At 40.2% G+C, this 24,448-nt stretch carries 21 protein-coding genes; 8 read left to right on the top strand and 13 right to left on the bottom strand.

Annotation, left to right across the window (positions count from 1 at the left end; translation table 11 throughout):
• Positions 1-61 precede the first annotated feature (61 nt).
• From astE to seqA, 3 genes are all read right to left on the bottom strand, one after another.
• Positions 62-1,114 carry a succinylglutamate desuccinylase gene (gene astE / locus H5201_RS02835; RefSeq protein WP_145233889.1) on the bottom strand — a complete coding sequence of 351 codons (1,053 nt, stop codon included), beginning with the start codon at positions 1,112-1,114 and terminating at the stop codon, positions 62-64.
• 84 nt (positions 1,115-1,198) lie between these two features.
• Positions 1,199-2,836 carry a phosphoglucomutase (alpha-D-glucose-1,6-bisphosphate-dependent) gene (pgm, locus tag H5201_RS02830; protein WP_182761325.1) on the bottom strand — a complete coding sequence of 546 codons (1,638 nt, stop codon included), beginning with the start codon at positions 2,834-2,836 and terminating at the stop codon, positions 1,199-1,201.
• 10 nt (positions 2,837-2,846) lie between these two features.
• A complete protein-coding gene (gene seqA / locus H5201_RS02825; RefSeq protein ID WP_182717858.1) occupies positions 2,847-3,431 on the bottom strand; it encodes a replication initiation negative regulator SeqA in 585 nt (194 codons plus the stop codon).
• A gap of 141 nt (positions 3,432-3,572) precedes the next feature.
• Between seqA and H5201_RS02820 the strand changes: the two genes are divergently transcribed.
• The 5 genes from H5201_RS02820 to fur all read left to right on the top strand — a co-directional run bounded on the left by H5201_RS02820 (position 3,573) and on the right by fur (position 6,108).
• Positions 3,573-4,337 carry an alpha/beta fold hydrolase gene (locus H5201_RS02820; RefSeq protein WP_182739278.1) on the top strand — a complete coding sequence of 255 codons (765 nt, stop codon included), beginning with the start codon at positions 3,573-3,575 and terminating at the stop codon, positions 4,335-4,337.
• Between the two features lie 99 nt (positions 4,338-4,436).
• Positions 4,437-4,658 carry a DUF2788 domain-containing protein gene (locus H5201_RS02815; RefSeq protein ID WP_054204660.1) on the top strand — a complete coding sequence of 74 codons (222 nt, stop codon included), beginning with the start codon at positions 4,437-4,439 and terminating at the stop codon, positions 4,656-4,658.
• Positions 4,659-4,660: 2 nt separating this feature from the next.
• Complete coding sequence (ybfE, locus tag H5201_RS02810; protein WP_016709654.1) at positions 4,661-4,939, top strand: LexA regulated protein; 279 nt, start codon at positions 4,661-4,663, stop codon at positions 4,937-4,939.
• Positions 4,940-4,953: 14 nt separating this feature from the next.
• A complete protein-coding gene (gene fldA, locus H5201_RS02805) occupies positions 4,954-5,481 on the top strand; it encodes a flavodoxin FldA (RefSeq protein ID WP_145233882.1) in 528 nt (175 codons plus the stop codon).
• A gap of 186 nt (positions 5,482-5,667) precedes the next feature.
• Positions 5,668-6,108: a ferric iron uptake transcriptional regulator gene (gene fur, locus H5201_RS02800; RefSeq protein WP_145233880.1), complete on the top strand. Its 441-nt coding sequence runs from the start codon at positions 5,668-5,670 to the stop codon at positions 6,106-6,108.
• Positions 6,109-6,199: 91 nt separating this feature from the next.
• On the opposite strand, the gene glnS is transcribed toward fur, so the two are convergent.
• On the bottom strand, positions 6,200-7,861 hold the full coding sequence (glnS, locus tag H5201_RS02795; protein WP_145233878.1) for a glutamine--tRNA ligase: 1,662 nt from the start codon (positions 7,859-7,861) through the stop codon (positions 6,200-6,202).
• Positions 7,862-8,372: 511 nt separating this feature from the next.
• On the opposite strand from glnS, the gene H5201_RS02790 reads away from it, so the two are divergent.
• A complete protein-coding gene (locus H5201_RS02790) occupies positions 8,373-9,443 on the top strand; it encodes a DUF3083 family protein (protein WP_182717859.1) in 1,071 nt (356 codons plus the stop codon).
• Between the two features lie 42 nt (positions 9,444-9,485).
• Here the strand turns inward: H5201_RS02790 and H5201_RS02785 are convergent, their stop codons facing one another.
• From H5201_RS02785 to sdhC, 9 genes are all read right to left on the bottom strand, one after another.
• On the bottom strand, positions 9,486-11,333 hold the full coding sequence (locus H5201_RS02785) for a diguanylate cyclase (RefSeq protein WP_182739262.1): 1,848 nt from the start codon (positions 11,331-11,333) through the stop codon (positions 9,486-9,488).
• 215 nt (positions 11,334-11,548) lie between these two features.
• A complete protein-coding gene (sucD, locus tag H5201_RS02780; protein WP_145233870.1) occupies positions 11,549-12,421 on the bottom strand; it encodes a succinate--CoA ligase subunit alpha in 873 nt (290 codons plus the stop codon).
• The gene (gene sucC, locus H5201_RS02775) at positions 12,421-13,587 is read right to left on the bottom strand and encodes an ADP-forming succinate--CoA ligase subunit beta (protein WP_145233868.1); all 1,167 of its coding nucleotides are present in this window, start codon (positions 13,585-13,587) and stop codon (positions 12,421-12,423) included. Before sucC ends, sucD begins: the two co-directional genes overlap by 1 nt.
• Before the next feature lie 176 nt (positions 13,588-13,763).
• Complete coding sequence (odhB, locus tag H5201_RS02770) at positions 13,764-15,278, bottom strand: 2-oxoglutarate dehydrogenase complex dihydrolipoyllysine-residue succinyltransferase (RefSeq protein ID WP_182717861.1); 1,515 nt, start codon at positions 15,276-15,278, stop codon at positions 13,764-13,766.
• Between the two features lie 3 nt (positions 15,279-15,281).
• Entirely contained in the window at positions 15,282-18,101 is a 2,820-nt protein-coding gene (locus tag H5201_RS02765) for a 2-oxoglutarate dehydrogenase E1 component (RefSeq protein ID WP_182739261.1), read from the bottom strand.
• Between the two features lie 86 nt (positions 18,102-18,187).
• Positions 18,188-18,904 carry a succinate dehydrogenase iron-sulfur subunit gene (locus H5201_RS02760; RefSeq protein ID WP_064666153.1) on the bottom strand — a complete coding sequence of 239 codons (717 nt, stop codon included), beginning with the start codon at positions 18,902-18,904 and terminating at the stop codon, positions 18,188-18,190.
• 10 nt (positions 18,905-18,914) lie between these two features.
• Entirely contained in the window at positions 18,915-20,687 is a 1,773-nt protein-coding gene (gene sdhA, locus H5201_RS02755; RefSeq protein ID WP_182717863.1) for a succinate dehydrogenase flavoprotein subunit, read from the bottom strand.
• Positions 20,688-21,035 (bottom strand): succinate dehydrogenase, hydrophobic membrane anchor protein, encoded by a 348-nt coding sequence (sdhD, locus tag H5201_RS02750; RefSeq protein WP_169017830.1) that lies wholly within the window; start codon positions 21,033-21,035, stop codon positions 20,688-20,690.
• A complete protein-coding gene (gene sdhC, locus H5201_RS02745; RefSeq protein ID WP_084448108.1) occupies positions 21,026-21,403 on the bottom strand; it encodes a succinate dehydrogenase, cytochrome b556 subunit in 378 nt (125 codons plus the stop codon). The genes sdhD and sdhC overlap by 10 nt, the downstream gene beginning before the upstream one ends.
• Positions 21,404-21,814: 411 nt before the next feature.
• Here sdhC and H5201_RS02740 point away from each other — a divergent pair, with 411 nt between their 5' ends.
• Positions 21,815-23,101 (top strand): citrate synthase, encoded by a 1,287-nt coding sequence (locus tag H5201_RS02740; protein WP_182739260.1) that lies wholly within the window; start codon positions 21,815-21,817, stop codon positions 23,099-23,101.
• 130 nt (positions 23,102-23,231) lie between these two features.
• Positions 23,232-24,446 (top strand): aminotransferase class V-fold PLP-dependent enzyme, encoded by a 1,215-nt coding sequence (locus H5201_RS02735; protein WP_182739259.1) that lies wholly within the window; start codon positions 23,232-23,234, stop codon positions 24,444-24,446.
• Positions 24,447-24,448 lie beyond the last annotated feature (2 nt).

Genomic DNA, 24,448 nt, shown 5'->3' with positions numbered 1-24,448 from the left:
AGAGCATAAAGTATATACAATCATATAGTTAACGATTTGAGCTGACCTGCAAAGCAACAAATTAAATAATATTATCAGTCAGTTGTAATGGTATTACCGTTAATAATGCACGTTGTCCAAGGGCAACATCGGCATTAGGAAATATAATTGCTTCGCCTTCAACATCTGCGTAATAACAGGTCTGACCATCCGTTGCGAGTAAATCACCTTTGCTAAACCCGGTAAAATTCTCGGCATCATCCGAAAAAGGAAACGAAAAATCGTGTTCAGTGCGATTGATTGATCGGTGCACAGCAAATAACTCAAAGTCACTTGCATCAAATTCTTTATATATCACTTCTTTTTGGCTAATTAATGCGATTAGGGTCGCTTTGGTTTTCGCAAAACGACTCATATCATTTTCACCAAACGGTTTTACTTGACCAAGTTCAACGGTAAATGAATCTGCACCATGAACAAAAGAAGAATAGTAACTAAAAGTGGTGGCTGGTGATTTCATCATTAGCACCGTATTTACTCCACAGCTTAATAAAAACTGTAGTTGCGACTTTTTCCACGGTTTACCATGCAAAAATGGATATACAGCAAATTTATCATTTTTTGAACCACGAATAGCAGTGTGTAAATCGTAATGACAGCGCTCTCGCTGCTGACCGCCGCGTTGATAAAAGTCACTAACATATTGTTCAAGCTTGGCCGCTCGTGTGCGCTCATTATTCATCTTTACACCTTCGACAGTGTGATGACCATTAAATAAACGGTTTAGATTTTCTTCAACAAAACGCTTGTCAATATTAATTGATTGCGGGTTACCAAAAATAAACAGTACACGCTGTGCTAGTTGTAAATCGCCTAAGATAATACGCTTAATTAATTCATCGCAAATTTCAATAGGTGCTGTTTCATTACCATGGATCGCACTTGAAAGTACCACATCGATTGTAGTAGCGCATTTTGGTTGAAACTCTATAACGCCGGTGTCATGAATAGTTACAGTGGTACCATTACTTAAAGTAAAAGCACTCGGTGCTAAGTGCCATTCATTATTACGGCTGAGAGTTAAAAAATCGCCTTGCTGTTGTAATTCGTTTAAATACTCTGAGTTGGCTGTCATAATCCAAATGCCTTCATATTATTATGCAAATGAGAAACAAAAACGGCTGAATAAATCAGCCGTTATAAAATAGTCTAAGCGTTATTAACTAATCACTGAATCAACCAACTTCTTGGCTTCTTTTTCTAATAGCGCTAAATGTTCTTCACCTTTGAATGATTCAAGGTAAATTTTATAAATGTCTTCAGTACCTGATGGACGCGCTGCAAACCAGCCGTTTTCAGTAACTACTTTTAAACCACCAATTGCGGCATTATTTCCAGGCGCATGAGTTAGCTTTTGTAAAATAGGCTCGCCCGCAAGTGTATCTGCCGTAACATCTTTCGCACTTAGCCCTTTAAGTCGCTCTTTTTGGGCAGAACTTGCAGGCGCATCTATACGTTTGTATATAGGCGCACCAAATTCGAGCTCAAGCTCTTTATAAAGTGCTGATGGGGTTTTTCCTGTTACAGCTAAAATTTCCGCGGCTAATAATCCCATGATGAAACCGTCTTTGTCGGTATTCCATACTGTACCGTCAAAACGAAGGAATGATGCCCCGGCACTTTCTTCACCGCCAAACGCGAGTGTTCCAGTACTTAGCCCTTCGACAAACCATTTAAAACCAACAGGTACTTCTCGTACTTGACGATTATTACGGGCAACTACTCGGTCAATCATCGCACTTGAAACAAGTGTCTTGCCAATTTCAACGCCTTTGGACCAATCACGATGATTTAATAAGTAATCAATGGCAACCGCTAAAAAGTGATTAGGATTCATTAAGCCGTCAGGAGTTACAATACCATGGCGATCATAGTCAGGATCATTGCCAATGCTTATATCAAAATCATCTTTAAGGGCGATTAAGTTTGCCATCGCATAAGGTGATGAGCAATCCATACGAATTTTGCCATCTTTATCAAGTGGCATAAATGCAAAGCGCGGATCGACACTTTCATTGACGATTGTTAAATCTAAAGCAAATTTTTCGGCGATAATAGGCCAAAAGTTGATCCCTGAACCACCGAGCGGATCAATACCCACTTTAATATTTGCTTTTGCAATCGCTTTTACATCAACAACATTAATCAGATCTTCAATATAAGGAGTCATTAAATCTTGGTATTTAATAAAACCTGAACGGGCTGCTTTTGCAAATGGGAATAGCTCAACTTCAACTAAATCTTCTAGTAGTAGTTGATTTGCTCTGTCTTCTATCCACTTAGTAACGTCAGTATCTGCCGGGCCACCATTAGGTGGGTTATATTTAAAACCGCCGTCTTCTGGAGGATTATGTGAAGGTGTAACAACAATACCGTCAGCTAATTCATGAGGATGTAATTTGTTATGACACACGACCGCGTGGCTAATCACCGGTGTAGGTGTAAAATCGTCGTTTTCTTGCGTGATCACTTGTACTTCGTTAGCAACAAGCACTTCAATCGCTGAATTGTAAGCCGCCTCACTTAACGCGTGCGTATCCTTACCTAAGAATAGCGGTCCAAAAATATTATTTTGTTTTCGGTAATCACAAATTGCTTGAGTAATGGCGAGAATGTGAGATTCATTGAATTTCACATCATATGAACAACCTCGGTGCCCTGAAGTACCAAAAGCAACACAATGTTCAGGGTTTTGCTCTAGATCGGGTTCATTTAAATAATAAGCAGACACTAATTTTGGTACATTTACTAAATCTGATTGTGTTGCAGGTTTCCCTGCACCGGAATGAATCGCCATTACATTTCCTTTATAAGTAGTCTCGAATTTTTTCAGCTTGTTCAGCACTATAGCCTAAGCCAAGTGCCACTTCGTGTAGCATCATTTTCTTACGGGTAGTATTTGAGTTGGTCATTACCCAGTATTCACTGTCGGTAATGTTTTTTGGATTCATACTGCTGCCACTGTTTACTAACGCTTCTTTGCTGGTTGCGAAGTAAACGCGATCACGCCCTTGCACATCCAATACCGCTGAAAAATCAGTTTTATGAGTTCTATGTAAAGCAGATAAAATAAACAAAAAGCGCCCTACTACGCCTTTTTGCATCGCCAACTCTTCTTTATTGAGTATATTAAAAACACTGGCATGCGCTTGTGTCAATGGTGTGACAGCGGCTGACTTTTTATTCTCGGTCGATGAGGTGTGTTCAGTTGTTTGAGTCGTCTTTGCAACCTCATGCGTGACGGGCTGTTCTGGTTTTTCTTGCGCGGCTAAATCATTTTCGCCGTGAATATTTAATAAACGACGTAAAATAGTTGAGGCGCTTTCGCCTATACTTTGAGTGTTACTTGCAATGTATTGATATAACTCGTCGTCTATGTCAATTTTTTTCATGTTATTCCTGTCGTTACGGGTCACATTTTTTTCATCCATGCTGATTATACCCAAACCTGATTTAATTCTCTATGTTTTGCAATTTGTTATTTCACTAGGCAAACTAGGCACACTTTTATGAAATTGTTTTTGGAAACTGTGATGCTGTTAAATTACAAACAAACTGGCCAAGGGCCGCATGTAATTTTGATCCATGGATTGTTTGGTTCACTGGAAAATTTAAATGTTATAGCCAATGCATTGGCAGAAAATTTTACAGTAACGAATCTTGATTTACGTAACCATGGCCGTTCACCACACAGTGATATTATGGATTACTCGGCAATGGCTGACGACGTACTCGCCTTAATGGACCATTTAAGTATTGATAAAGCCCATTTAGTCGGTCATTCTATGGGCGGGAAAGTTGCTATGCAAATAGCACATATTAATCCAAGCTCAGTAAATAAGCTCGTAGTATTAGATATCGCTCCTGTTGCATATCAAAGTCGTCATGATGATATCATTGCGGCATTAAAGCTGGTAAAAAGCCATGCTATTAATGACCGCAAAGAAGCGGATAAATTAATGACGCAGCTAATACCTGAATTAGGTGTTCGCCAGTTTTTGCTAAAAAGCTATGCGAAAAACGAACTTGGTGAACTGCAGTGGCGCTTTAATTTGACTACCCTAAGTGAAAAATATCGCAATATTTTAGCAAATATTAAAGCAAATGATTCTTGTTTATGCGATACTTTATTTATCAAAGGGAACGATTCTGATTATATATTGCCTGAATATCGTGAAGCTATTATGGCTCAATTTAGCAACGCAAAAGCAAAAATTATTCATGGCGCAGGTCATTGGTTGCATGCCCAAAAACCAATGGCGGTTAATAAGTCTATCAATGATTTTTTAATGGCTTAATAAAGCAAAATTTAATCTCGTATTTTTGACTTAGCGCACTAAATTATTACAATTTTATATGCTATAGTACGCGCCGTTTAATTTAAAGGTTATACGTTGATGGTCAGTCAGTTAATTAACGAATTTGATACCCTTGGGTTGTACTTTGGCTTAGCCGGTGTGTTCTTTTTTATCGGTATGGCTATCCAAGACGTACTAAAAAAAGGTAATGTGCCTAAATTTGGCCGTTATGTAGTATGGCTTGTGCTATTTTTAGGGTGTTCTGGTTTTATCGCTAAAGGACTTATTCAAGTTTTTTGGCAAGGTGCGGGTGTGGGTTAACCATGGCTAAGTCTGAAACAGATAGAACAACGCTCGATTTATTTGAATACGAAAAACGCCCCGGCAGACCAAAAACGAATCCCCTACCAAGGGAGGTTCAGTTAAAGGTAAATAAACGTAATCAAATAAAAAGAGATAAAGCACGTGGTTTAAAGCGTGTCGAATTTAAAGTTTCATCGCAGTTATATCAAGCGTTAAGCGATATGGCCGATGCACAAAATATTAGCCGCAGTGCGCTGATTGAAACTATTTTACAAGAAAGATTGGCTATTGATAGATAAAAGGTTTTAAATCCATGGCAAGTGTAGGTATTTTTTTCGGAAGTGACACAGGTAACACAGAACACGTAGCTAAAATGATCCAAAAAGAATTGGGTAAAAAGTTAGTGGCTGTGCATGATATTGCTAAAAGTTCAAAAGAACAGATCGCAGAATTTGATTTAATCTTATTTGGCATTCCTACTTGGTATTATGGTGAAGCACAATGTGATTGGGATGACTTTTTCCCTGAATTAGAAGAAGTTGATTTTGAAGGCAAGCTTGTGGCTATTTTTGGCTGTGGCGATCAAGAAGACTACGCTGAATACTTCCTTGATGCGATGGGTATGATCAATGACATCGTTACTGAGCGTGGCGCTATTGTTGTGGGTCATTGGCCAACACAAGGGTATGATTTTGAAGCCTCGAAAGGCATGGCTGATGACAACCATTTTGTTGGTTTAGGCATTGATGAAGACCGTCAACCAGAGCTTACTGAACAACGTGTAAAAGCATGGTCAGCACAAGTTTATGAAGAAATGTGTTTAAGTGAACTTGCTGATTAAATGCACTTTATTGCTAGTAATCGTATAAAATAATGACGTTCGTTTTCCTATTACACATTTTATAAGTATTTCTAGCAATTGATCTTTGCACTTAATGACTAGGCACGTTATTCTTATCGTTGCTAATGTGTCGTGTACATCTTTGTAAGGTGTCTAGTATAACCAAATATAATTGAGACAGATTTAATGACTGATCATAACTTGGAATTAAAAAAAGCCGGCTTAAAAGTAACTTTGCCGCGTATTAAAATTTTAGAGATTTTACAATCTCCAGATAACCAACACATCAGCGCTGAAGATGTTTACAAAATTCTTTTGGACCTAGGTGAAGAAATTGGCCTTGCTACTGTGTACCGCGTACTTAACCAATTTGATGATGCGGGTATTGTTAGCCGTCACCATTTTGAAGGCGGTAAGTCTGTATTTGAACTCTCTGGTAGCACACACCATGATCACCTAGTATGTTTAAAATGTGGTAAAGTTGTTGAATTTGAAGATGAAATGATTGAACGTCGTCAACTTGAAATTTCAGAAGAAAATGGTATTAAATTAACCAACCACTCTCTTTATCTGTATGGCGAGTGTACTGACACTGCAGCATGTAAAGCATTTGCTGATAGCCAATAATTTATTAGCTGAATAAAAAAAACCTGCAAATTGCAGGTTTTTTTATGTCTGTTACTTTTATCCCCTCGCCTTTGAGCGAAGGGATAAAAAACTACTGCTGTGTTTTAGTCCAAGAATCACGTAAACCAACTGTTTGGTTAAATACAATGTTCTCTGACTTAGTATCACGGCTGAAGTACCCTGTACGTTCAAATTGAAAACCTTGTGCAGGCTCTGCATTAGCAAGTGATGGCTCAAGTTTTGCATTTGCTAAAACCACTAATGAATCAGGATTTAAAGTTGTTGCAAAGTCTTCAGCTGCTGCAGGATTTGGTACGCTGAATAACCGATCATATAAACGAACTTCTGCGGTGATTGACTCACTGGCTGACACCCAGTGGATAACGCCCTTCACTTTACGTCCATCAGTTGGATTTTTGCCCAGCGTTTGTGGATCATAGCTACAGAAAATCGTGGTTATTTCGCCATTTTCGTCTTTTTCAACACGCTCTGCTTTAATAACATAAGCACCACGTAAACGAACTTCTTTATCAAGTACTAAGCGCTTGAATTTGTTATTTGCTTCTTCTTTGAAGTCTTCACGTTCAATATAAATTTCACGGGTGAACGGAACATCACGACGACCCATACTTTCATCATTTGGATGATTTGCAATTGATAAGGTTTCAACGGTATCAACAGCATAGTTTTCAATGATGATTTTAACCGGATCGAGAACGGCCATGGCACGTGGAGCATGTTCGTTTAAGTCTTCACGGATACAGGCTTCAAGCATGCCCATTTCAACCATGTTTTCTTGTTTGGTTACGCCAATACGTAAGCAAAATTCACGAATTGATGCTGGTGTATAACCACGACGGCGAAGACCTGCAATGGTAGGCATACGCGGATCATCCCACCCTTCAACATACTCATTGACCACTAAATCATTTAGCTTACGCTTTGACATTATAGTGTATTCAAGGTTTAACCTTGAAAACTCAATTTGTTGTGGATGACATTCAAGACTGATGTTATCTAACACCCAATCATATAAACGGCGGTTATCTTGAAATTCAAGTGTACACAATGAATGGGTAATGCCCTCTAGCGCATCTGAGATACAGTGCGTAAAGTCATACATTGGGTAAATGCACCATTTATCACCGGTCTGATGATGGTGTGCAAATCGAACACGATAAATAATAGGATCACGCAGCACCATAAATGAGCTGGCCATATCGATTTTTGCACGTAGTACACACTCGCCTTCTTTAAATTCACCAGCACGCATTTTTTCAAATAGTGCTAGGTTTTCTGAAGGACTAGTATCACGGGTTGGACTATTTTTACCAGGCTCTTTTAACGTGCCGCGATATTCACGCGCTTGATCAGCTGTTAAAAAGCAAACATAGGCTAAGCCTTTATTGATAAGCTCTACAGCATAGTCATACAAAGTATCAAAATAATTTGACGAATACTTTATTTCACCATCCCAGTTAAAACCTAACCACTGAACATCTTCTTTGATTGAATTAACGTAGTTAATATCTTCTTTTTCAGGGTTAGTATCATCAAAACGTAAATTACATTGACCACTGTAGTCTTGCGCTATACCAAAATTTAAACAAATTGATTTAGCATGACCAATATGTAAAAAACCATTTGGCTCTGGTGGAAAACGAGTATGTGTAGACGCATGTTTACCTGATGCTAAATCTTCATCAATACGGGTTCTTATAAAGTTACTTGGGCGATTCTCAATTTCCGCCATAGGAATACAATCCTCACAATAGTGCATGGTGACAAAACTACTGCATTATACCCAAACCACCCCAAGATGCGAGTTTCAGTTGGAATTAAAAGCGATTTAGGCAAGGCATTGATTGCAAATAATAGTGGTTCTATTGGTAAAATCAATAACGCAGTATAAATCGCTTTTAAACCAACCCGTTGGGCGTTTCGCAGGCATTTACTCTCATCGTTGTTACTTCTTAAAAGGGACTATCATTGTTGCAAAGTAACGCCTTGATATTAAGCCCCTGTGAAACGCTGAATTCTGCATATTGAGGTGGTTTGGGTATATTATAAAAACAAACCTTAACATACAGTAATAGATGCGGGTTTATTACATACTGTGTACTTAGCGGAAAATACTAGCTGAAGAACCACGTCTGGGTTGTTATTTAACCTCTTAATGGCGATAAATTGTTCTAGCGCAATAAAACAGTCATTCAACCAAGCTACAGTGGCGTCATTAAAGTAATTCTTTTAAGGAGAAAATAATGGCTTCACTTTCACAGCATCGCGTTTATATCCCAACTACTGCACGCGCAAACCAATATATCTTAGCGGAGTTCGTACCCAGTGCCGATTTATACGCACGTTTTAGCAATATACAGCAATGTTATGAACGTTTAGCACGACAGCTATTCTCCTCATGTGATGAATACGAGCTACACAATGTACATTTGATAGCAAACGATAAGCTTCCCGTTGTTAGGTTTCATGAAGAGTCGTATTGTTTACAAACAGAAAAGCAAATTTTATTCTTTTATAACCCGCGTTACCATGAAGCGCATAAATGCATTTACGACAGCAGCAAACCCAGTAAAAAAATTCGCTTGCTCTTCCTTGCTACTGGTGAAGACTTGCGTGCGAATGCTGCTATATTCCATACCCGTGTTAAAAAAGTACTCGAATACCTACAAAGCACATTATTGATCGATGAAACAGCAATAAAAGTGCGTGATCATCAGCATTTAACCTATGACTTGTTCGCCAAAGCGAAAGGATGTAAAGAAAGCTACGGTTATAAACTTAGAGGACTCTACCCTCGCTACCAAAGCCGCCATTGTACACTCCCCGCAGAACATAATGAGATGACTTATACGACATTTGCGATCCCAATAACACGTACCATTAAAACTCAGTTTCATCATTTACTTAATAAGCCAACATTCACAGAGTTTTACCAGTATTTTTATGACGCATTTATTCAGCAATGCGCCGCCAAAAATTTACATTTAGCGGCGATGATAGCAAATGGTACGATGCCAATAATTAGAAACAGTAAGACTGATAACAACGATGGCAATCATGAATTGCAAAAGCTGAGCTTTTCAACCGACGATCAAAAAACGCAATACAGTCATTATTGGCATGATGAAAAACTAGTAGATTCACTGCATTTTGTTATTGTTGCCAGTGAAAAAGACGAACAAGGAATTGGCCACGGTCGGTTTATGAATCAAGTTGAAAGTGTGATCCGTACACTCATCGAACCATTATCTATTAATAAAGAGCGCCAAGATATCACTGTGCGATTTTTTCAACATATCAATCATTATCTATAATAGCGAGCTTGTCGATAATGACCCCCTTAAGCTAAGTTCAGGTTAACTACAAACCTTATCCCTGCCAGTATTTTTAGCATGGTAAAGGTTTGTGTCAGCAACTTTTAATAATGTATTAAGGGCTAATCCTGGCTGCATTTGTGCGACCCCAGCACTGCTTGTTAAAGTGATTTTTTTATCGGTCAAGCTTAACGATTTTAAACAAATGCATAAGTTACCGATAAAATCATGCCCTTGTGCAAGTGTTAAGTTTGGCATTACCACAATAAACTCTTCACCACCAAAGCGAGCAAATTGATACTCAGTATCAGCTAACTGCTCAGTAAGTAACGCGCTAAAAGCAATTAGGGCTTGATCACCGATATCATGACCATATTGATCATTTACTTGTTTAAAATGATCAATATCTAAAATTGAAACTGAAAAGTTTTGTTGCTTCCCGATAAGTTGCGATGCAATAAAATCGAGAATATAACGACGGTTATGAGCTCCAGTGAGTGGATCTGTATTTGCTCTGCGTTGGCTTCGTAAATATGCTTTGCGTTGATTTAATGCGAAAATTGTAATGCTTAATATCGCTAATATACCAATAACAGAATAGGCTGCTTGTAACTGTCCTTCTTTAGCTAACTTATCTAAAGTAATTTGTTGGTATTTTAATTTCTCTTCAGCCAACTGCAATTTGATATCTTGTTGAGTAGATTCAAATCGTGAGCGTGCTTCTTGCTCGAGTTTCTGCTGCGTTGTTTCTTTTGCTTGCTCTGTAAGCTTAATCAATAACTTCAGTGCATTAGTAGCCTCTGCAAAACGACCTAATTGTTCTAGGCTTTGCGCCTTTAAGCTAAGTGTATTACGGCTGTAACGGTTATTAAGCGGCCTATCGTAATCAGTCAACAATAACTCTGATGCTTGAATATATTCAAGTGCTTGCTCTGGTTGCTGTAATGCTAAGAAAGTTTTAGCAAATCCATTATTTAACGCAATTATATGCGCTGGATTTACAATCACTTTATTGACATAACTTTTAGCCAAGTATAGTAGTTGCAACGCTTGCGAATATTTTTTTTGCTTCAGAGCGACATTTGCCTTACCAGCTGGTGCCAAAAAAAGATAGCGCGGTGCTTTTACCATTGCTGATAACATTATCATTTCTTCATAACAAGCCGCCGCTGAATCAAGTTTTTCAGCGCGCTCATATGTCATGCATAAGATATAGATAACAGGCAAACCATTGACAACATCGCCGTTTTTGCTGGCGATATCGCGCGCCAAAACTGCATATTGCTCACCTTTCTCAAATAGTGACATGGTCGAATAATATGCCGCTAAACTATCATAAACATAAAGCATGGTAGTTGATGACATATTCGTAGTTTTCGCTTCAATGTAGGCATTTTCGATAATTTCTATTGCTTTAGGGTATTCCTCTTGCCAGAGCAACAGAGCTCCTTCAATAGACTCAGCTTGTACCAACATCTCTAAATCGTTTGCTTGAGTAAAGGCATTTTGTGCTAAGCGGATTTGTTTAATACTTTCAGGTAACAGCCCTTCTTCTAAAGAAAAAACACTCCGATACATTAACCAATAACCTTGGATCCAATCATCGTCTTTAGGCAGTTGTTGTTGGGCAAGTTCAAAGTAACTTTGTGAACGTGCGATATCACCTTTAAATAAATACAGCCGCGCTAACAAAGTATTATTATAAGCGTGTTCAGTGGTAGAAATACCCTGAGCTGCTTGTGTAAGAACTAATTCTTCGATCAACTGATTTGGTTCAGCTAATGCGCGTTGTTCGGTTACTAAAAATGCGGTACGAAATGAAGTAGATGAAAATAAATTGAAAGAGCAACAAAAGCATACAAGGTAGACTGTAAAATAAATTATTCGCATTACTGCTAGATCTTCCAATGATAAAAAGCAATCGCACATTATAACGGCAGTTTTGATTATTACCAGTAGATTTTATTGAAACAAGCTATTGATTTTTATTATTAAATAAACAGCTAAAGATTCTGAAATTTATTATTATCTAGACATAATACTTATAAATAATGGCAATAAAAAAGGCTCACTAAGTGAGCCTTTTTTCAAAACATAGCAGGTTATTACCAGCCAGTTTTTTCTTTAAGTGCTTTACCGATATCAGCAAGTGAACGTACAGTTTTTACGCCCGCAGCTTCTAATGCAGCAAACTTCTCATCAGCAGTACCTTTACCGCCAGCGATGATTGCGCCAGCATGACCCATACGCTTACCTTCTGGTGCAGTAACACCAGCAATGTAAGAAACAACAGGCTTAGTAACGTTAGCTTTGATGTACTCTGCAGCTTCTTCTTCTGCAGTACCACCGATTTCACCGATCATTACGATCGCTTCAGTTTGTGGATCTTTTTCGAACATTTCTAAAACGTCGATAAAGTTAGTACCAGGAATTGGGTCGCCACCAATACCAACACAGGTAGACTGACCGAAACCTGCATCTGTAGTTTGTTTAACAGCTTCGTACGTTAAAGTACCAGAGCGAGAAACAATACCTACTTTACCAGGTTTGTGGATGTGACCAGGCATGATACCAATCTTAGTCTCACCAGGAGTGATAACACCTGGACAGTTAGGACCGATCATACGAGTACCTGTTTGATCTAGTTTAACTTTAACGTCAACCATATCAAGTGTAGGGATACCTTCAGTGATACAAACGATTAGCTCGATGCCCGCATCGATTGCTTCTAAGATAGCATCTTTACAAAAAGGTGCTGGTACATAGATAACTGATGCAGTTGCGCCAGTTGCTTCTACAGCATCACGTACAGTGTTAAATACTGGAAGACCAAGGTGCGTTTGACCGCCTTTACCTGGGCTTACACCACCAACCATTTGTGTACCGTACTCAAGCGCTTGCTCAGAGTGGAAAGTACCTTGGCCACCGGTGAAACCTTGACAGATAACTTTTGTATCTTTATTGATTAATACAGACATTATTTGCCCTCCGCAGCAGCAACAACTTTTTCAGCCGCGTCTGTTAGTGATTCAGCAGCAATGATATCTAGACCAGAGTTCTTAAGAACTTCACGACCTAGCTCAGCGTTAGTACCTTCTAAACGTACAACTACTGGTACGTTTACGCCAACTTCTTTAACTGCACCAATGATGCCTTCAGCGATCATGTCACAACGAACGATACCACCGAAGATGTTAACTAAAACGGCTTTAACGTTGTCATCAGAAAGAATGATTTTGAATGCTTCTGATACACGTTCTTTAGTCGCGCCGCCGCCAACATCTAGGAAGTTTGCAGGCTTGCCACCGTGTAGGTTTACGATGTCCATAGTACCCATTGCTAGGCCTGCACCGTTAACCATACAACCAACGTTACCGTCTAATGCAACGTAGTTAAGTTCAAAACTTGCTGCATGAGCTTCACGTGCATCTTCTTGTGATGGATCGTGGAAATCACGCATTTTAGGTTGACGGTAAAGTGCATTACCATCGATACCGATTTTGCCATCAAGACAGTGAAGGTTACCTTCATCAGTGATAACAAGCGGGTTGATTTCAAGTAGTGCGAAATCGAAATCAGTAAACATTTTACCAAGACCCATAAAGATCTGTACGAACTGTTTCATTTGTACTGGGTTAAGACCCAATTTAAAACCTAGTTCACGTGCTTGGTAAGCTTGAGGACCTACTAATGGGTCGATCTCTGCTTTGTGGATAAGCTCTGGTGTTTCTTCAGCAACAGTTTCAATTTCAACACCGCCTTCAGTAGACGCCATGAAAACAACTTTGCGAGATGCACGGTCAACAACTGCACCTAAGTACAATTCGTTGGCGATATCAGTACAGCTTTCTACTAAAATTTTAGCAACTGGCTGACCATTCTCGTCTGTTTGGTAAGTAACTAGGTTTTTACCTAACCAGTTAGCTGCAAACGCTTTAACTTCGTCGATAGTTTTAACTAGCTTTACACCGCCAGCTTTACCACGTCCACCTGCGTGAACCTGAGTTTTAACAACCCACATATCACCGCCGATTTTCTCAGCAGCTGCTGCAGCTTCTTCAGGTGTATCGCAAGCGAAACCTTGAGAAACTGGTAAACCATATTCGGCAAAAAGTTGTTTTGCCTGATACTCATGCAAATTCATGATGCTTTATCCAATTTTTTATACTAAAAGAGCTGACTATTTTTATAAATAGACAGCTATCCCAAATTGCGCACCTAGTATAGATCCCAAGGCTTAACATGAAAACCCCAGTACGACCAAAGGCGCAAAAAAAAAGCTGTGAATATGACTCACAGCTTATATTTTATACTACTGAATTAAACATCCAGTAATAAACGAGTTGGATCTTCAAGTAACTCTTTAATTGTTACTAAGAAGCCAACAGATTCTTTACCATCTATTTGGCGATGATCATAAGATAATGCCAAATACATCATAGGAAGAATTTCAACTTTACCATTCACAGCCATTGGACGATCTTGGATTTTATGCATACCCAAAATTGAAGACTGCGGTAAGTTAATAATAGGTGTTGATAGTAACGAACCGAACACACCACCGTTAGTGATAGTGAAGTTACCACCGGTCATATCGTCAAGCGTCAGCTTACCGTCACGACCTTTAAGTGCTAGTTCACGAATACCTTTTTCGATTTCAGCAACAGATAGCTTATCGCAATCTTTTAGTACTGGAGTTACTAAACCGCGCGGCGTAGAAACAGCAATGCTGATATCAAAATAGTTGTGGTATACGATATCATCGCCATCAATTGAAGCATTTACATCAGGGAAGCGTTTTAGCGCTTCAGTGACCGCTTTTACGTAAAAAGACATGAAACCTAAACGGATACCGTGACGTTTCTCGAACACTTCTTGATACTGCTTACGAAGGTCCATGATTGGTTTCATGTTTACTTCGTTGAATGTTGTTAACATTGCCGTTGAGTTTTTCGCTTCAAGAAGACGATTAGCAATGGTTTTACGTAAACGTGTCATAGGCACGCGTTTTTGTGTACGGTCACCCATTGGTGCCGCTGGCGCTGCTTCAGCTTTCGCCGCAGGAGCTGGTGACTTCAAGAATTGATCAACATCTTCTTTTGTCACACGACCATTTTTACCAGAGCCTTTAATTTTAGAAGCATCTAGGCCTTTTTCTGCGATTAAACGACGCACTGACGGTGTTAACACGTCTGAGCTATCGCTAGAATCAGCAGCTGGAGCTTGTTCTTTTGCTGCAGGGGCTGCAGCTGGTGCGCCACCGGCTTTAACTTTACCGATAACTTGGTCACCCAGTACTGTATCGCCTTCTGCGTGAATAATTTCACCCATTACGCCATCTTCTTGAGCAACAACTTCAAGAACAACTTTATCAGTTTCGATATCAACTAGGTTTTGATCGCGTGTTACTGCGTCACCTGGTTGCACATGCCAAGTAGCTACTGTCGCGTCTGCGACTGATTCTGGAAGTACAGGTACTTTAATGTCCACTTCTTTACCTTCTGATGCTGGTGCTGATTGCGCCGCTGGCGCGTTTTCTTGTTTGTCCGAAGCTGGTGCAGCTTCGCTCTTTGCGTCTTCAGTTGGCGCAGCTGCATCAGCCTCACCAATGATACCGATCACTTGGTCGCCAAGTACGGTTGCACCTTCTTCTTGTGAAATTTCAGTGATCACACCATCATGTGGTGCAACAACTTCTAAAACAACTTTGTCTGTTTCGATATCTACTAAGTTCTGATCACGGCTTACTTTGTCGCCAACACTTACATGCCATGTAGCAACGGAAGCATCAGCAACCGACTCAGGAAGAACAGGAACTTTAATTTCTGTGCTCATTGCTTATCCTTTATTTTCAATAGTAAGCGCGTCTGCGACAAGCGCTTGTTGTTCTTTAGTATGCACTGACATATAACCACACGCTGGAGAAGCAGAGGCTTTACGACCTGCATATTTAAGCTTCGCACCTTGTGGGATTGCATCTACAAAGTGGTGTTGTGAACAATACCAAGCACCTTGGTTTTGCGGCTCTTCTTGACACCAAACAAAGTCTTTCACATGTTGATAACGCGCCATAATGGCTTCCATTTCATCATGTGGGAATGGGTATAACTGTTCAACACGCACAATAGCTATATTGTCTTGCTCAAGCTTACGACGCTCTTGTAATAGCTCGTAGTAAACTTTACCACTACAAAATACTACGCGTTCTACTTTCTTAGCATCAATATCATCGATTTCATCGATCATATTATGGAATACACCTTCTGCAAGCTCTTCAAGCGACGACGTTGCAAGTGGATGACGTAACAATGATTTAGGTGTCATAACAATCAGTGGGCGACGCAGTGGTCTTACTGATTGACGACGTAACATTGCATATACTTGTGCCGGTGTTGATGGCACACATACTTGCATGTTGTGATCAGCACATAGCTGTAAGAAACGCTCTAAACGTGCTGAACTGTGCTCAGGACCTTGCCCTTCATAACCATGTGGCAATAAAATGGTCAGTCCACATAAGCGGCCCCATTTTTGCTCACCTGAACTTAAGAATTGGTCAAATACAACTTGGGCGCCGTTAGCAAAATCACCAAACTGTGCTTCCCACAATACTAGTGATGTTGGCTCTGCTGTCGCATAACCATATTCAAACGCCACAACCGCTTCTTCTGAAAGCACAGAGTCAAATACTTGGAAAGTACCTTGATCTTCACTTAAGTGCTGTAAAGGCGTGTAAGTGGCCCCATCAGTTTGACTATGTACAACTGCATGGCGGTGGAAGAAAGTACCACGCCCTGAATCTTGGCCTGTTAAACGAATATCAGTGCCTTCAGTTGCGATTGTTGCATAAGCAAGTGTTTCTGCCATACCCCAATCAAGTGGTTTCTCACCGTTAGCCATTAATTTGCGATCATCGTAAATCTTTTTAACGCGAGACTGGGCTTTATATTGCTCAGGGTAACTTGCTATTTTGTTACCCAGTTCTTTTAATTTTTCAACTGGAACGCTGGCATCGTAATCAACACTCCATTCATGGCCAACATACTTAGCCCAATCAGATGAGTGTGATGTTTCTGGTTGAATTTCTTCAACAACACAATTGCCTTCGTCTAAACCATTACGGTAGTCATCAGCCAGTGCTTTAATTTCATCTTCAGTAAACGAGCCTTCAGCCATTAACTGATCTGCGTAGATCAAACGTGGCACAGGGTGTTTTTTGATTTTTTGGTACATGATCGGTTGAGTCGCATTCGGCTCATCCGCTTCATTATGGCCGTGACGACGATAACAAACTAGATCAATAACCACATCACGTTTAAATTGATTTCTGAAATCAAGTGCTATTTGCGTAACAAATGCAACCGCTTCAGGGTCATCTGAATTAACGTGGAAAATAGGCGATTGCACCATTTTTGCGATGTCTGTACAGTAATCTGTTGAACGTACATCGTATTGTTTGCTTGTAGTAAAACCAACTTGGTTGTTCACTACAATGCGAATACTACCACCACAACTAAACGCATTTGTTTGCGATAAGTTAAAGGTTTCTTGAACAACACCTTGGCCTGCAACTGCCGAATCACCATGAATGGTGATAGGTAGTGCTTTAATACCTGAACTGTCACCCAAACGGTCTAAACGTGCACGAACCGAGCCCATAACTACTGGGTTTACGATTTCAAGATGCGATGGGTTAAAGGCAAGAGCCATATGAACTTTGCCACCTTTAGTAGCAAAATCCGAAGAGTAACCCATGTGGTATTTAACATCACCTGAGCTTAATGTTTCTTTATGCTTGCCAGCAAACTCATCAAATAGTTCTGATGGATTTTTACCAAGTACATTGACAAGAACATTTAAGCGACCACGGTGAGCCATACCAATTACCGCTTCTTGTTGGCCACTTTCGCCAGCACGGTGAATAAGCTCTTTCAGCATCGGTACTAACGCATCACCACCTTCAAGTGAGAAACGTTTAGCACCGGGGAACTTAGCCCCTAAATATTTTTCAAGACCATCCGCTGCGGTTAATCCTTTTAGGATACGCAACTTTTCATCTTTACTGAATGTTGGACGTGATTGCACTGACTCTAAACGTTGCTGTAACCAACGCTTTTCTTCAGTTGATGTGATGTGCATATACTCAGCGCCAACAGAACCACAGTATGTGGTCATTAGAGCTTGATATAACTCACCTAAAGGCATGGTATCGCGGCCTACGGCAAACGATCCCACGTTAAATTCACGGTCAAAATCAGCTTTAGATAATTCATGATATTCAAGCTCTAAGTCTCGAACACGTTCACGTTGCCAAATGCCCAATGGATCTAAGTTGGCATTTTGGTGACCACGGAAACGGAAAGCATTTATAAGCTGGAGAACTTTGACTTGTTTAGGGTCACTGCTTCCACCTTCTGCTACCACTACTTCTCTATGCTTGTTTTTCGCAAGCGCCGCAAACTGTGCCCGAACTTCTGAATGCTTAACTTCAACATCCACACCATCAACTTTTGGTAATTGTTCGAACACTTCTCGCCATTCTTCTGGCACAGAAGTCGCATTGTCTAAATACGCTTCATAAAGCTCTTCTATATAAGCAACGTTTCCGCCGTTTAAATGTGAAGATTCTAGCCATGCCTTCATCACACCTTCGTGCATTTATAAGCCCTTTTCTTTAGCGCAGAAATTAATTGTTATAACAAGATGGCTAATTTACATTAGCCATCTTACATTTATCAATATTATTAAACCGAACGGTTTATTAACATTGATTTGATTTGTCCGATTGCCTTAGTTGGATTAAGACCTTTAGGACAAACGCTAACACAGTTCATGATACTGTGACAACGGAACACGCTGAATGCATCGTCTAAGTCAGCTAAACGCTCTTCTGTTGCTGTATCTCGGCTATCTGCCAAGAAACGGTAAGCATGAAGAAGACCAGCTGGACCGATGAACTTGTCTGGATTCCACCAAAACGAAGGACACGATGTTGAACAACATGCACATAGAATACACTCATACAAGCCATCTAACTTGTCACGTTCTTCAATTGATTGAAGACGCTCACCTGCAGCAGGTGTATCGTTAATTAGATAAGGCTTTACTTTTTCGTATTGAGTGTAGAACTGACTCATGTCAATAACAAGGTCACGTACCACTGGTAAACCTGGTAATGGACGAATTACGATTTTACCTTTGCCACCTTTTTGTAGCGTTGATAAAGGAGTAATACATGCTAAACCATTTTTACCATTCATGTTAACACCGTCAGAGCCACACACACCTTCACGGCATGAACGACGAAATGATAACGTTGGATCTTGCTCTTTTAATAATAAAAGTGCATCCAATACCATCATGTCGTGGCCTTCTTCCGTTTGCAAAGTATATTCTTGCATACGGGGGGCGTTATCAACATCTGGATTATAACGATAAACAGAAAATTGTACTTGTGCCATCGTCTCGCTCCTAGTAGGTACGTGCTTTAGGTGGAAATGCTTCGCGCAGTTTCGGCGCATAGTTTACATCACGCTTGCTCATTTCATCCGTTACCGGATTGAATACTGAGTGACATAACCAGTTTTCGTCATCACGATCTGGGAAGTCAAAGCGAGAGTGTGCACCACGGCTTTCTGTACGGAAGTTTGCAGCAACTGCTGTTGAGTATGCTGTTTCCATCATGTTATCTAACTCTAGACATTCGATACGTGCAGTGTTGAAGTCTGATGATTTATCATCAAGACGCGCATGCTGCAGACGTTCACGAATTTCTTTAAGCTCTTTTAGACCGGCTGCCATTGACTCACCTTCACGGAATACCGAGAAGTTAAGTTGCATACACTGCTGTAGGTCTTTCTTGATTTGTACTGGATCTTCGCCTTGACCAACTGTTGAGTTCTCCCAACGATTGAAACGAGCGAGTGCAGCGTCTAAATCTGATTCTGAGGCATCTTTTGATACTTCAACGTCATTTAGGTAAGTGCCAAGGAAGTTACCTGCAGCACGCCCAAATACAACTAAATCAAGTAATGAGTTACCACCTAGGCGGTTTGCACCGTGTACAGATACACAGGCAATTTCACCAACAGCAAATAAACCTTCAACTACTTTTTCGTTGCCGTTAGCATCGATTTGTAGCGCTTGACCATTTACATTGGTTGGCACACCACCCATCATATAGTGACAAGTAGGGATTACTGGAATTGGCTCTTTTGCAGGGTCAACGTGAGCAAATGTTTTAGCAAGATCACATACACCTGGAAGACGTAGGTTAAGCGTTTCTTCACCTAAGTGATCAAGTTTAAGCTTAATGTGTGGACCCCAAGGACCATCACAACCACGACCTTCACGAATTTCTGTCATCATTGAACGGGCAACAACATCGCGTGACGCTAAGTCTTTCGCATTCGGTGCATAACGTTCCATGAAGCGTTCGCCATCTTTATTTAAAAGATAACCACCTTCACCACGACAACCTTCCGTTACTAGCGTACCCGCACCAGCAATACCGGTTGGGTGAAACTGCCACATTTCCATGTCTTGCATAGAAATGCCAGCACGTGTCGCCATACCAACACCGTCACCAGTGTTAATGTGAGCATTAGTAGTTGAAGCGAAGATACGACCCGCACCACCTGTTGCTAGTACCACAGCTTTTGATTTGAAATAAACAACTTCGCCTGTTTCAATATCAATAGCAGTACAACCAACTACATTACCATCATCGTTTTTAACTAAATCTAATGCATACCACTCAGAGAATACATTGGTTTTGTTTTTAACGTTTTGTTGATAAAGAAGGTGCAATAACGCATGACCTGTACGGTCAGCCGCAGCCGCGGTACGTGCTGCTTGCTCGCCACCAAAGTTTTTCGATTGACCACCGAAAGGACGTTGGTAAACACGGCCATTTTCAAAACGAGAAAACGGTAGACCCATGTTTTCTAATTCAGTAATTGCTTCTGGGCCAGTTTTACACATATATTCGATAGCGTCTTGGTCACCGATGAAATCGGAACCTTTAACGGTATCGTACATGTGCCATTCCCAGTTATCTTCATGTGAGTTACCCAGCGCAACCGTAATACCACCTTGTGCAGACACAGTGTGTGAACGCGTTGGGAAAACTTTAGAGATAAGTGCACAGGTTTTACCTGATTCAGTGATTGCAAGTGCCGCGCGCATACCCGCACCACCTGCGCCAATCACGACGGCATCAAATTCACGAACAGAATATTTCACTTAAACACCCCATAGAACGATTAGACCAATTGCTACGTATGCAGCGGCCATTAGGTTCAAAACAAAACCTAAAACAGCACGCAATTTTGCGCATTTAACGTAGTCAGTCAGTACTTGCCAAAGGCCAATACGGGTATGAACCATAATGCAAACAAGGGTAATTAGTGTGAACCCTTTCATTGCTAGGTTTGAAAACAGGCCTTGCCATGCTTCGAAAGTGACTTCTGGTGTACATAAGAAGTAGCCAATAATAAAAATCGCATACGCGGTAATTACTAGTGCCGTGGTACGTAACGAGACATAATCTTGTATGCCGTCACGTTTTAGAGTTGCTTGATTTAAAACCATATCCACACCCCTGCTAATACAGAAGCCACAACGCCAAGTGCCATTGCAATTTTAGCGCTAAGGTTACCTGATTCAAGTTCTTCCCAATGTCCCATATCCATAATGATATGACGGATACCACCAATAAGGTGATACGCCAATACAGAAATGGTGCCCCAAGCTATAAATTTGGCAATGAATCCGCTAAACAGACCCTTGACGAATTCAAAACCTTCAGCTGAAGAAAGAGACTCTGACCAAGCCCAAATGACAAACGTTAAAGCAAAAAATAATGCAACACCGGTGACGCGGTGAAAAATTGATGCTTTAGCCGCTGCCGGCATAGATATAGTTGTTAGATCTAGATTTACAGGTCTTTGCTTTTTCACAGTTACTTGCCCATCTTGCCCACTAGGAGCTCATCTACTTGTTTTTCTTAACCCACCAAAAAACGATTTTTCTGATGGAACTATCTAAGTAAAGCGTTTTGTTACGACTAAAATTCACATTTTTGCAAAGATTAGCTGTAAAAATAACGTTTACCTACAGACAATACGGTATAAAACCTTCGATAGTATATATAGCCAGAGGTCTTTTTACAATTCTTGTTTAGTTATAGCTATTTGCGAATTAGCCAATGGTATAATATTTAATCCCGTGAGAATATTTATTATACATTTGTGCATAATGTTTATAAAAATTGACTTTAACCCCCTCTTTCACGTTAAAATGAAAAGAATGTGCTTAAACAGATTCAGAACATAACAATCAGAGTTGTTATCTTAATAGGAGATAAATAGATGGCGGATAAGAAAGCCACAGTCCATATTGATGGTCTAGATCCAATCGAACTTCCAATTTACCAAGGTACTGCTGGTCAGGATGTAATCGATGTACGTACGTTAGGTGCTCATGGTCATTTCACATATGATCCAGGTTTCATGTCGACTGGTTCTTGCGAATCTTCAATTACATATATCGACGGTGGCAAAGGGATATTACTTCACCGTGGTTACCCAATTGAACAACTAGCCGAAGACTCAGATTATGTTGAGTTGTGTTATTTACTGCTAAATGGTGAGTTACCAACTAAAGAGCAATATGCTGATTTTGCATCACAAATTACACATAGCACGATGCTTGATGAGAAAATTGCAAACTTCTTCCAAGGTTTCCGTTTTGATGCCCATCCAATGGCTATGCTATGTGGTGTAGTTGGTGCATTATCATCTTTTTATCATGAAGATCTTGATATTACTGATGCAATACAACGTAAAACAAGTGCAGTAAAATTAATTGCTAAGCTACCAACTATCGCAGCGATGGCTTACAAATATAACGTAGGTCAACCATTCGTTTATCCACGTAATGATTTAAGCTATGCAGAAAACTTCTTACATATGATGTTTTCTGTACCAGCTGAAGAATATAAAGTTAATCCAGTGACTGCTAAAGCAATGGATAAAATCTTTATGCTTCACGCTGATCACGAGCAAAATGCATCAACGTCTACAGTACGCTTAGCTGGCTCTTCTGGTGCTAACCCATATGCATGTATTGCAGCGGGTATCGCATCACTATGGGGCCCTGCACATGGCGGTGCTAACGAAGCATGTTTAAACATGTTAGAAGAAATTGGCTCTGTTGATCGCATCGACGAATACGTTGCTAAAGCAAAAGATAAGTCGGACCCATTCCGTCTTATGGGCTTTGGACACCGTGTTTACAAAAACTTCGACCCGCGTGCAACTGTAATGCGTCAAACCTGTCACGAAGTACTTGCTGAGCTTAATATTCAAGATCCATTGCTGGATATTGCAATGAAACTTGAGCAAATTGCCTTAGAAGACCCATACTTTGTTGAGAAGAAACTTTACCCTAACGTAGACTTCTACTCAGGTATTATCTTAAAAGCAATTGGTATCCCAACAAGCATGTTCACTGTGATCTTCGCAATGGCACGTACTGTTGGTTGGATCACACACTGGGACGAGATGTTATCGCAACCTGGTCATAAGATCAGCCGTCCACGTCAGCTATATACTGGTCACACACACCGTGATTACGTAGCGACAGACAAGCGTTAATTTTAGTTAATGCTAAAAAGGGCCGCATTTGCGGCCTTTTTTGTATCTAGTCCTTGAGAAATATCACAAAGCCATTACAATTCCGATTCAGTTTTTAATTCGGCTTTGCTGTGCTTGGTGTTGAAAAGTTATGTTTAATATAGAAAAAATTCGCGCAGACTTTCCTGCCCTAAAACAACTCATCAACGGGCAACCGCTGGTCTATCTTGATTCGGCTGCAACCACACAAAAACCACTGTCAGTTATCAGCGCGACTGAGCAATTTTACGCACGCAATAATGCTAATGTTCATCGTGGCCGCCATACCTTAAGCGAACAAGCAACCCATGCCTATGAACAAGCAAGACAGACCGTTGCCAATTATTTTAATATCGATGCAAATGAATTAGTTTGGACCAAAGGAGCTACTGAGGCAATAAACTTAGTGGCGAATGGCTTAACTGAGCAGCTTGATAATGATTCAACCATCATCATTTCAGCCTTAGAGCATCACGCTAATATTGTGCCATGGCAACAGTTAGCAAAGCGCACGGGAGCAAAGCTACTGGCACTTCCGTTACAAAAAAATGGCTGCTTTGATGTTCAAGCATGTGTTGAATTCATCAGTCAGCATAAGCCATCTGTACTTGCTATCACTCACGCGTCTAATGCGCTTGGTAATATCACAGATCTTGACCCAATATTACATGCCGCAAAACGCCATGATGCAATTACCTTAGTGGATGGTGCGCAAGCTGCGCTGCATTTACAGCCAAATTTACCTCAACTTGGTTGTGATTTTTATGTTTTTTCGGCTCATAAAATGCTCGGCCCAACCGGATTAGGTGGATTATATGGTCGCTATGATCGATTAAATAGTTTAGCTGTGTATCAAACTGGTGGCGAAATGATTGAAACTGTAACATTAGCAAAAACAATATTTCGTCAGGCACCAGCAAAGTTTGAAGCAGGTACACCAAACATTGCTGCAGTGATCGCTTTTGCAACTGCAATCGATTATCTAACCAGTTTAAATAAGACTAATGTATATACTCATGAACAAGTAATTTTTAATTATGCGGCAGAAAAACTGCAAGCCATCGCAGGAATTACCGTTTATAGCAACATTGAGAACAATATTGGTACCCTTTGTTTCAATTATAAAGACGAACACCCTTTCGATATAGCAACACTTTTAGATGGTTATGGTATAGCAGTTCGCAGCGGTCATCATTGTGCGCAGCCATTAATGCAACATTTAGGTATTAATGGCAGTGTTCGAGCCAGCTTTGCATTTTATAATAACCATAGCGATGTTGATTTATTTATCGCTGCTTTGCAAAATTGCTTAGAGTTATTAGACTAATT

It is taken from the genome of Pseudoalteromonas sp. SG43-6 (assembly GCF_014164365.1).
Taxonomy (GTDB): domain Bacteria; phylum Pseudomonadota; class Gammaproteobacteria; order Enterobacterales; family Alteromonadaceae; genus Pseudoalteromonas; species Pseudoalteromonas rhizosphaerae.
Note: the sequence above shows the minus strand (reverse complement) of the source record. Positions and strands in the feature narration are given on the sequence as shown.

Coding starts and splice junctions, on each gene's coding strand:
- astE (WP_145233889.1), bottom strand. CDS start 1,114: ATGACAGCCAACTCAGAGTATTTAAACGAATTACAACAGCAAGGCGAT.
- pgm (WP_182761325.1), bottom strand. CDS start 2,836: ATGGCGATTCATTCCGGTGCAGGGAAACCTGCAACACAATCAGATTTA.
- seqA (WP_182717858.1), bottom strand. CDS start 3,431: ATGAAAAAAATTGACATAGACGACGAGTTATATCAATACATTGCAAGT.
- H5201_RS02820 (WP_182739278.1), top strand. CDS start 3,573: ATGCTGTTAAATTACAAACAAACTGGCCAAGGGCCGCATGTAATTTTG.
- H5201_RS02815 (WP_054204660.1), top strand. CDS start 4,437: ATGGTCAGTCAGTTAATTAACGAATTTGATACCCTTGGGTTGTACTTT.
- ybfE (WP_016709654.1), top strand. CDS start 4,661: ATGGCTAAGTCTGAAACAGATAGAACAACGCTCGATTTATTTGAATAC.
- fldA (WP_145233882.1), top strand. CDS start 4,954: ATGGCAAGTGTAGGTATTTTTTTCGGAAGTGACACAGGTAACACAGAA.
- fur (WP_145233880.1), top strand. CDS start 5,668: ATGACTGATCATAACTTGGAATTAAAAAAAGCCGGCTTAAAAGTAACT.
- glnS (WP_145233878.1), bottom strand. CDS start 7,861: ATGGCGGAAATTGAGAATCGCCCAAGTAACTTTATAAGAACCCGTATT.
- H5201_RS02790 (WP_182717859.1), top strand. CDS start 8,373: ATGGCTTCACTTTCACAGCATCGCGTTTATATCCCAACTACTGCACGC.
- H5201_RS02785 (WP_182739262.1), bottom strand. CDS start 11,333: ATGCGAATAATTTATTTTACAGTCTACCTTGTATGCTTTTGTTGCTCT.
- sucD (WP_145233870.1), bottom strand. CDS start 12,421: ATGTCTGTATTAATCAATAAAGATACAAAAGTTATCTGTCAAGGTTTC.
- sucC (WP_145233868.1), bottom strand. CDS start 13,587: ATGAATTTGCATGAGTATCAGGCAAAACAACTTTTTGCCGAATATGGT.
- odhB (WP_182717861.1), bottom strand. CDS start 15,278: ATGAGCACAGAAATTAAAGTTCCTGTTCTTCCTGAGTCGGTTGCTGAT.
- H5201_RS02765 (WP_182739261.1), bottom strand. CDS start 18,101: ATGCACGAAGGTGTGATGAAGGCATGGCTAGAATCTTCACATTTAAAC.
- H5201_RS02760 (WP_064666153.1), bottom strand. CDS start 18,904: ATGGCACAAGTACAATTTTCTGTTTATCGTTATAATCCAGATGTTGAT.
- sdhD (WP_169017830.1), bottom strand. CDS start 21,035: ATGGTTTTAAATCAAGCAACTCTAAAACGTGACGGCATACAAGATTAT.
- H5201_RS02740 (WP_182739260.1), top strand. CDS start 21,815: ATGGCGGATAAGAAAGCCACAGTCCATATTGATGGTCTAGATCCAATC.
- H5201_RS02735 (WP_182739259.1), top strand. CDS start 23,232: ATGTTTAATATAGAAAAAATTCGCGCAGACTTTCCTGCCCTAAAACAA.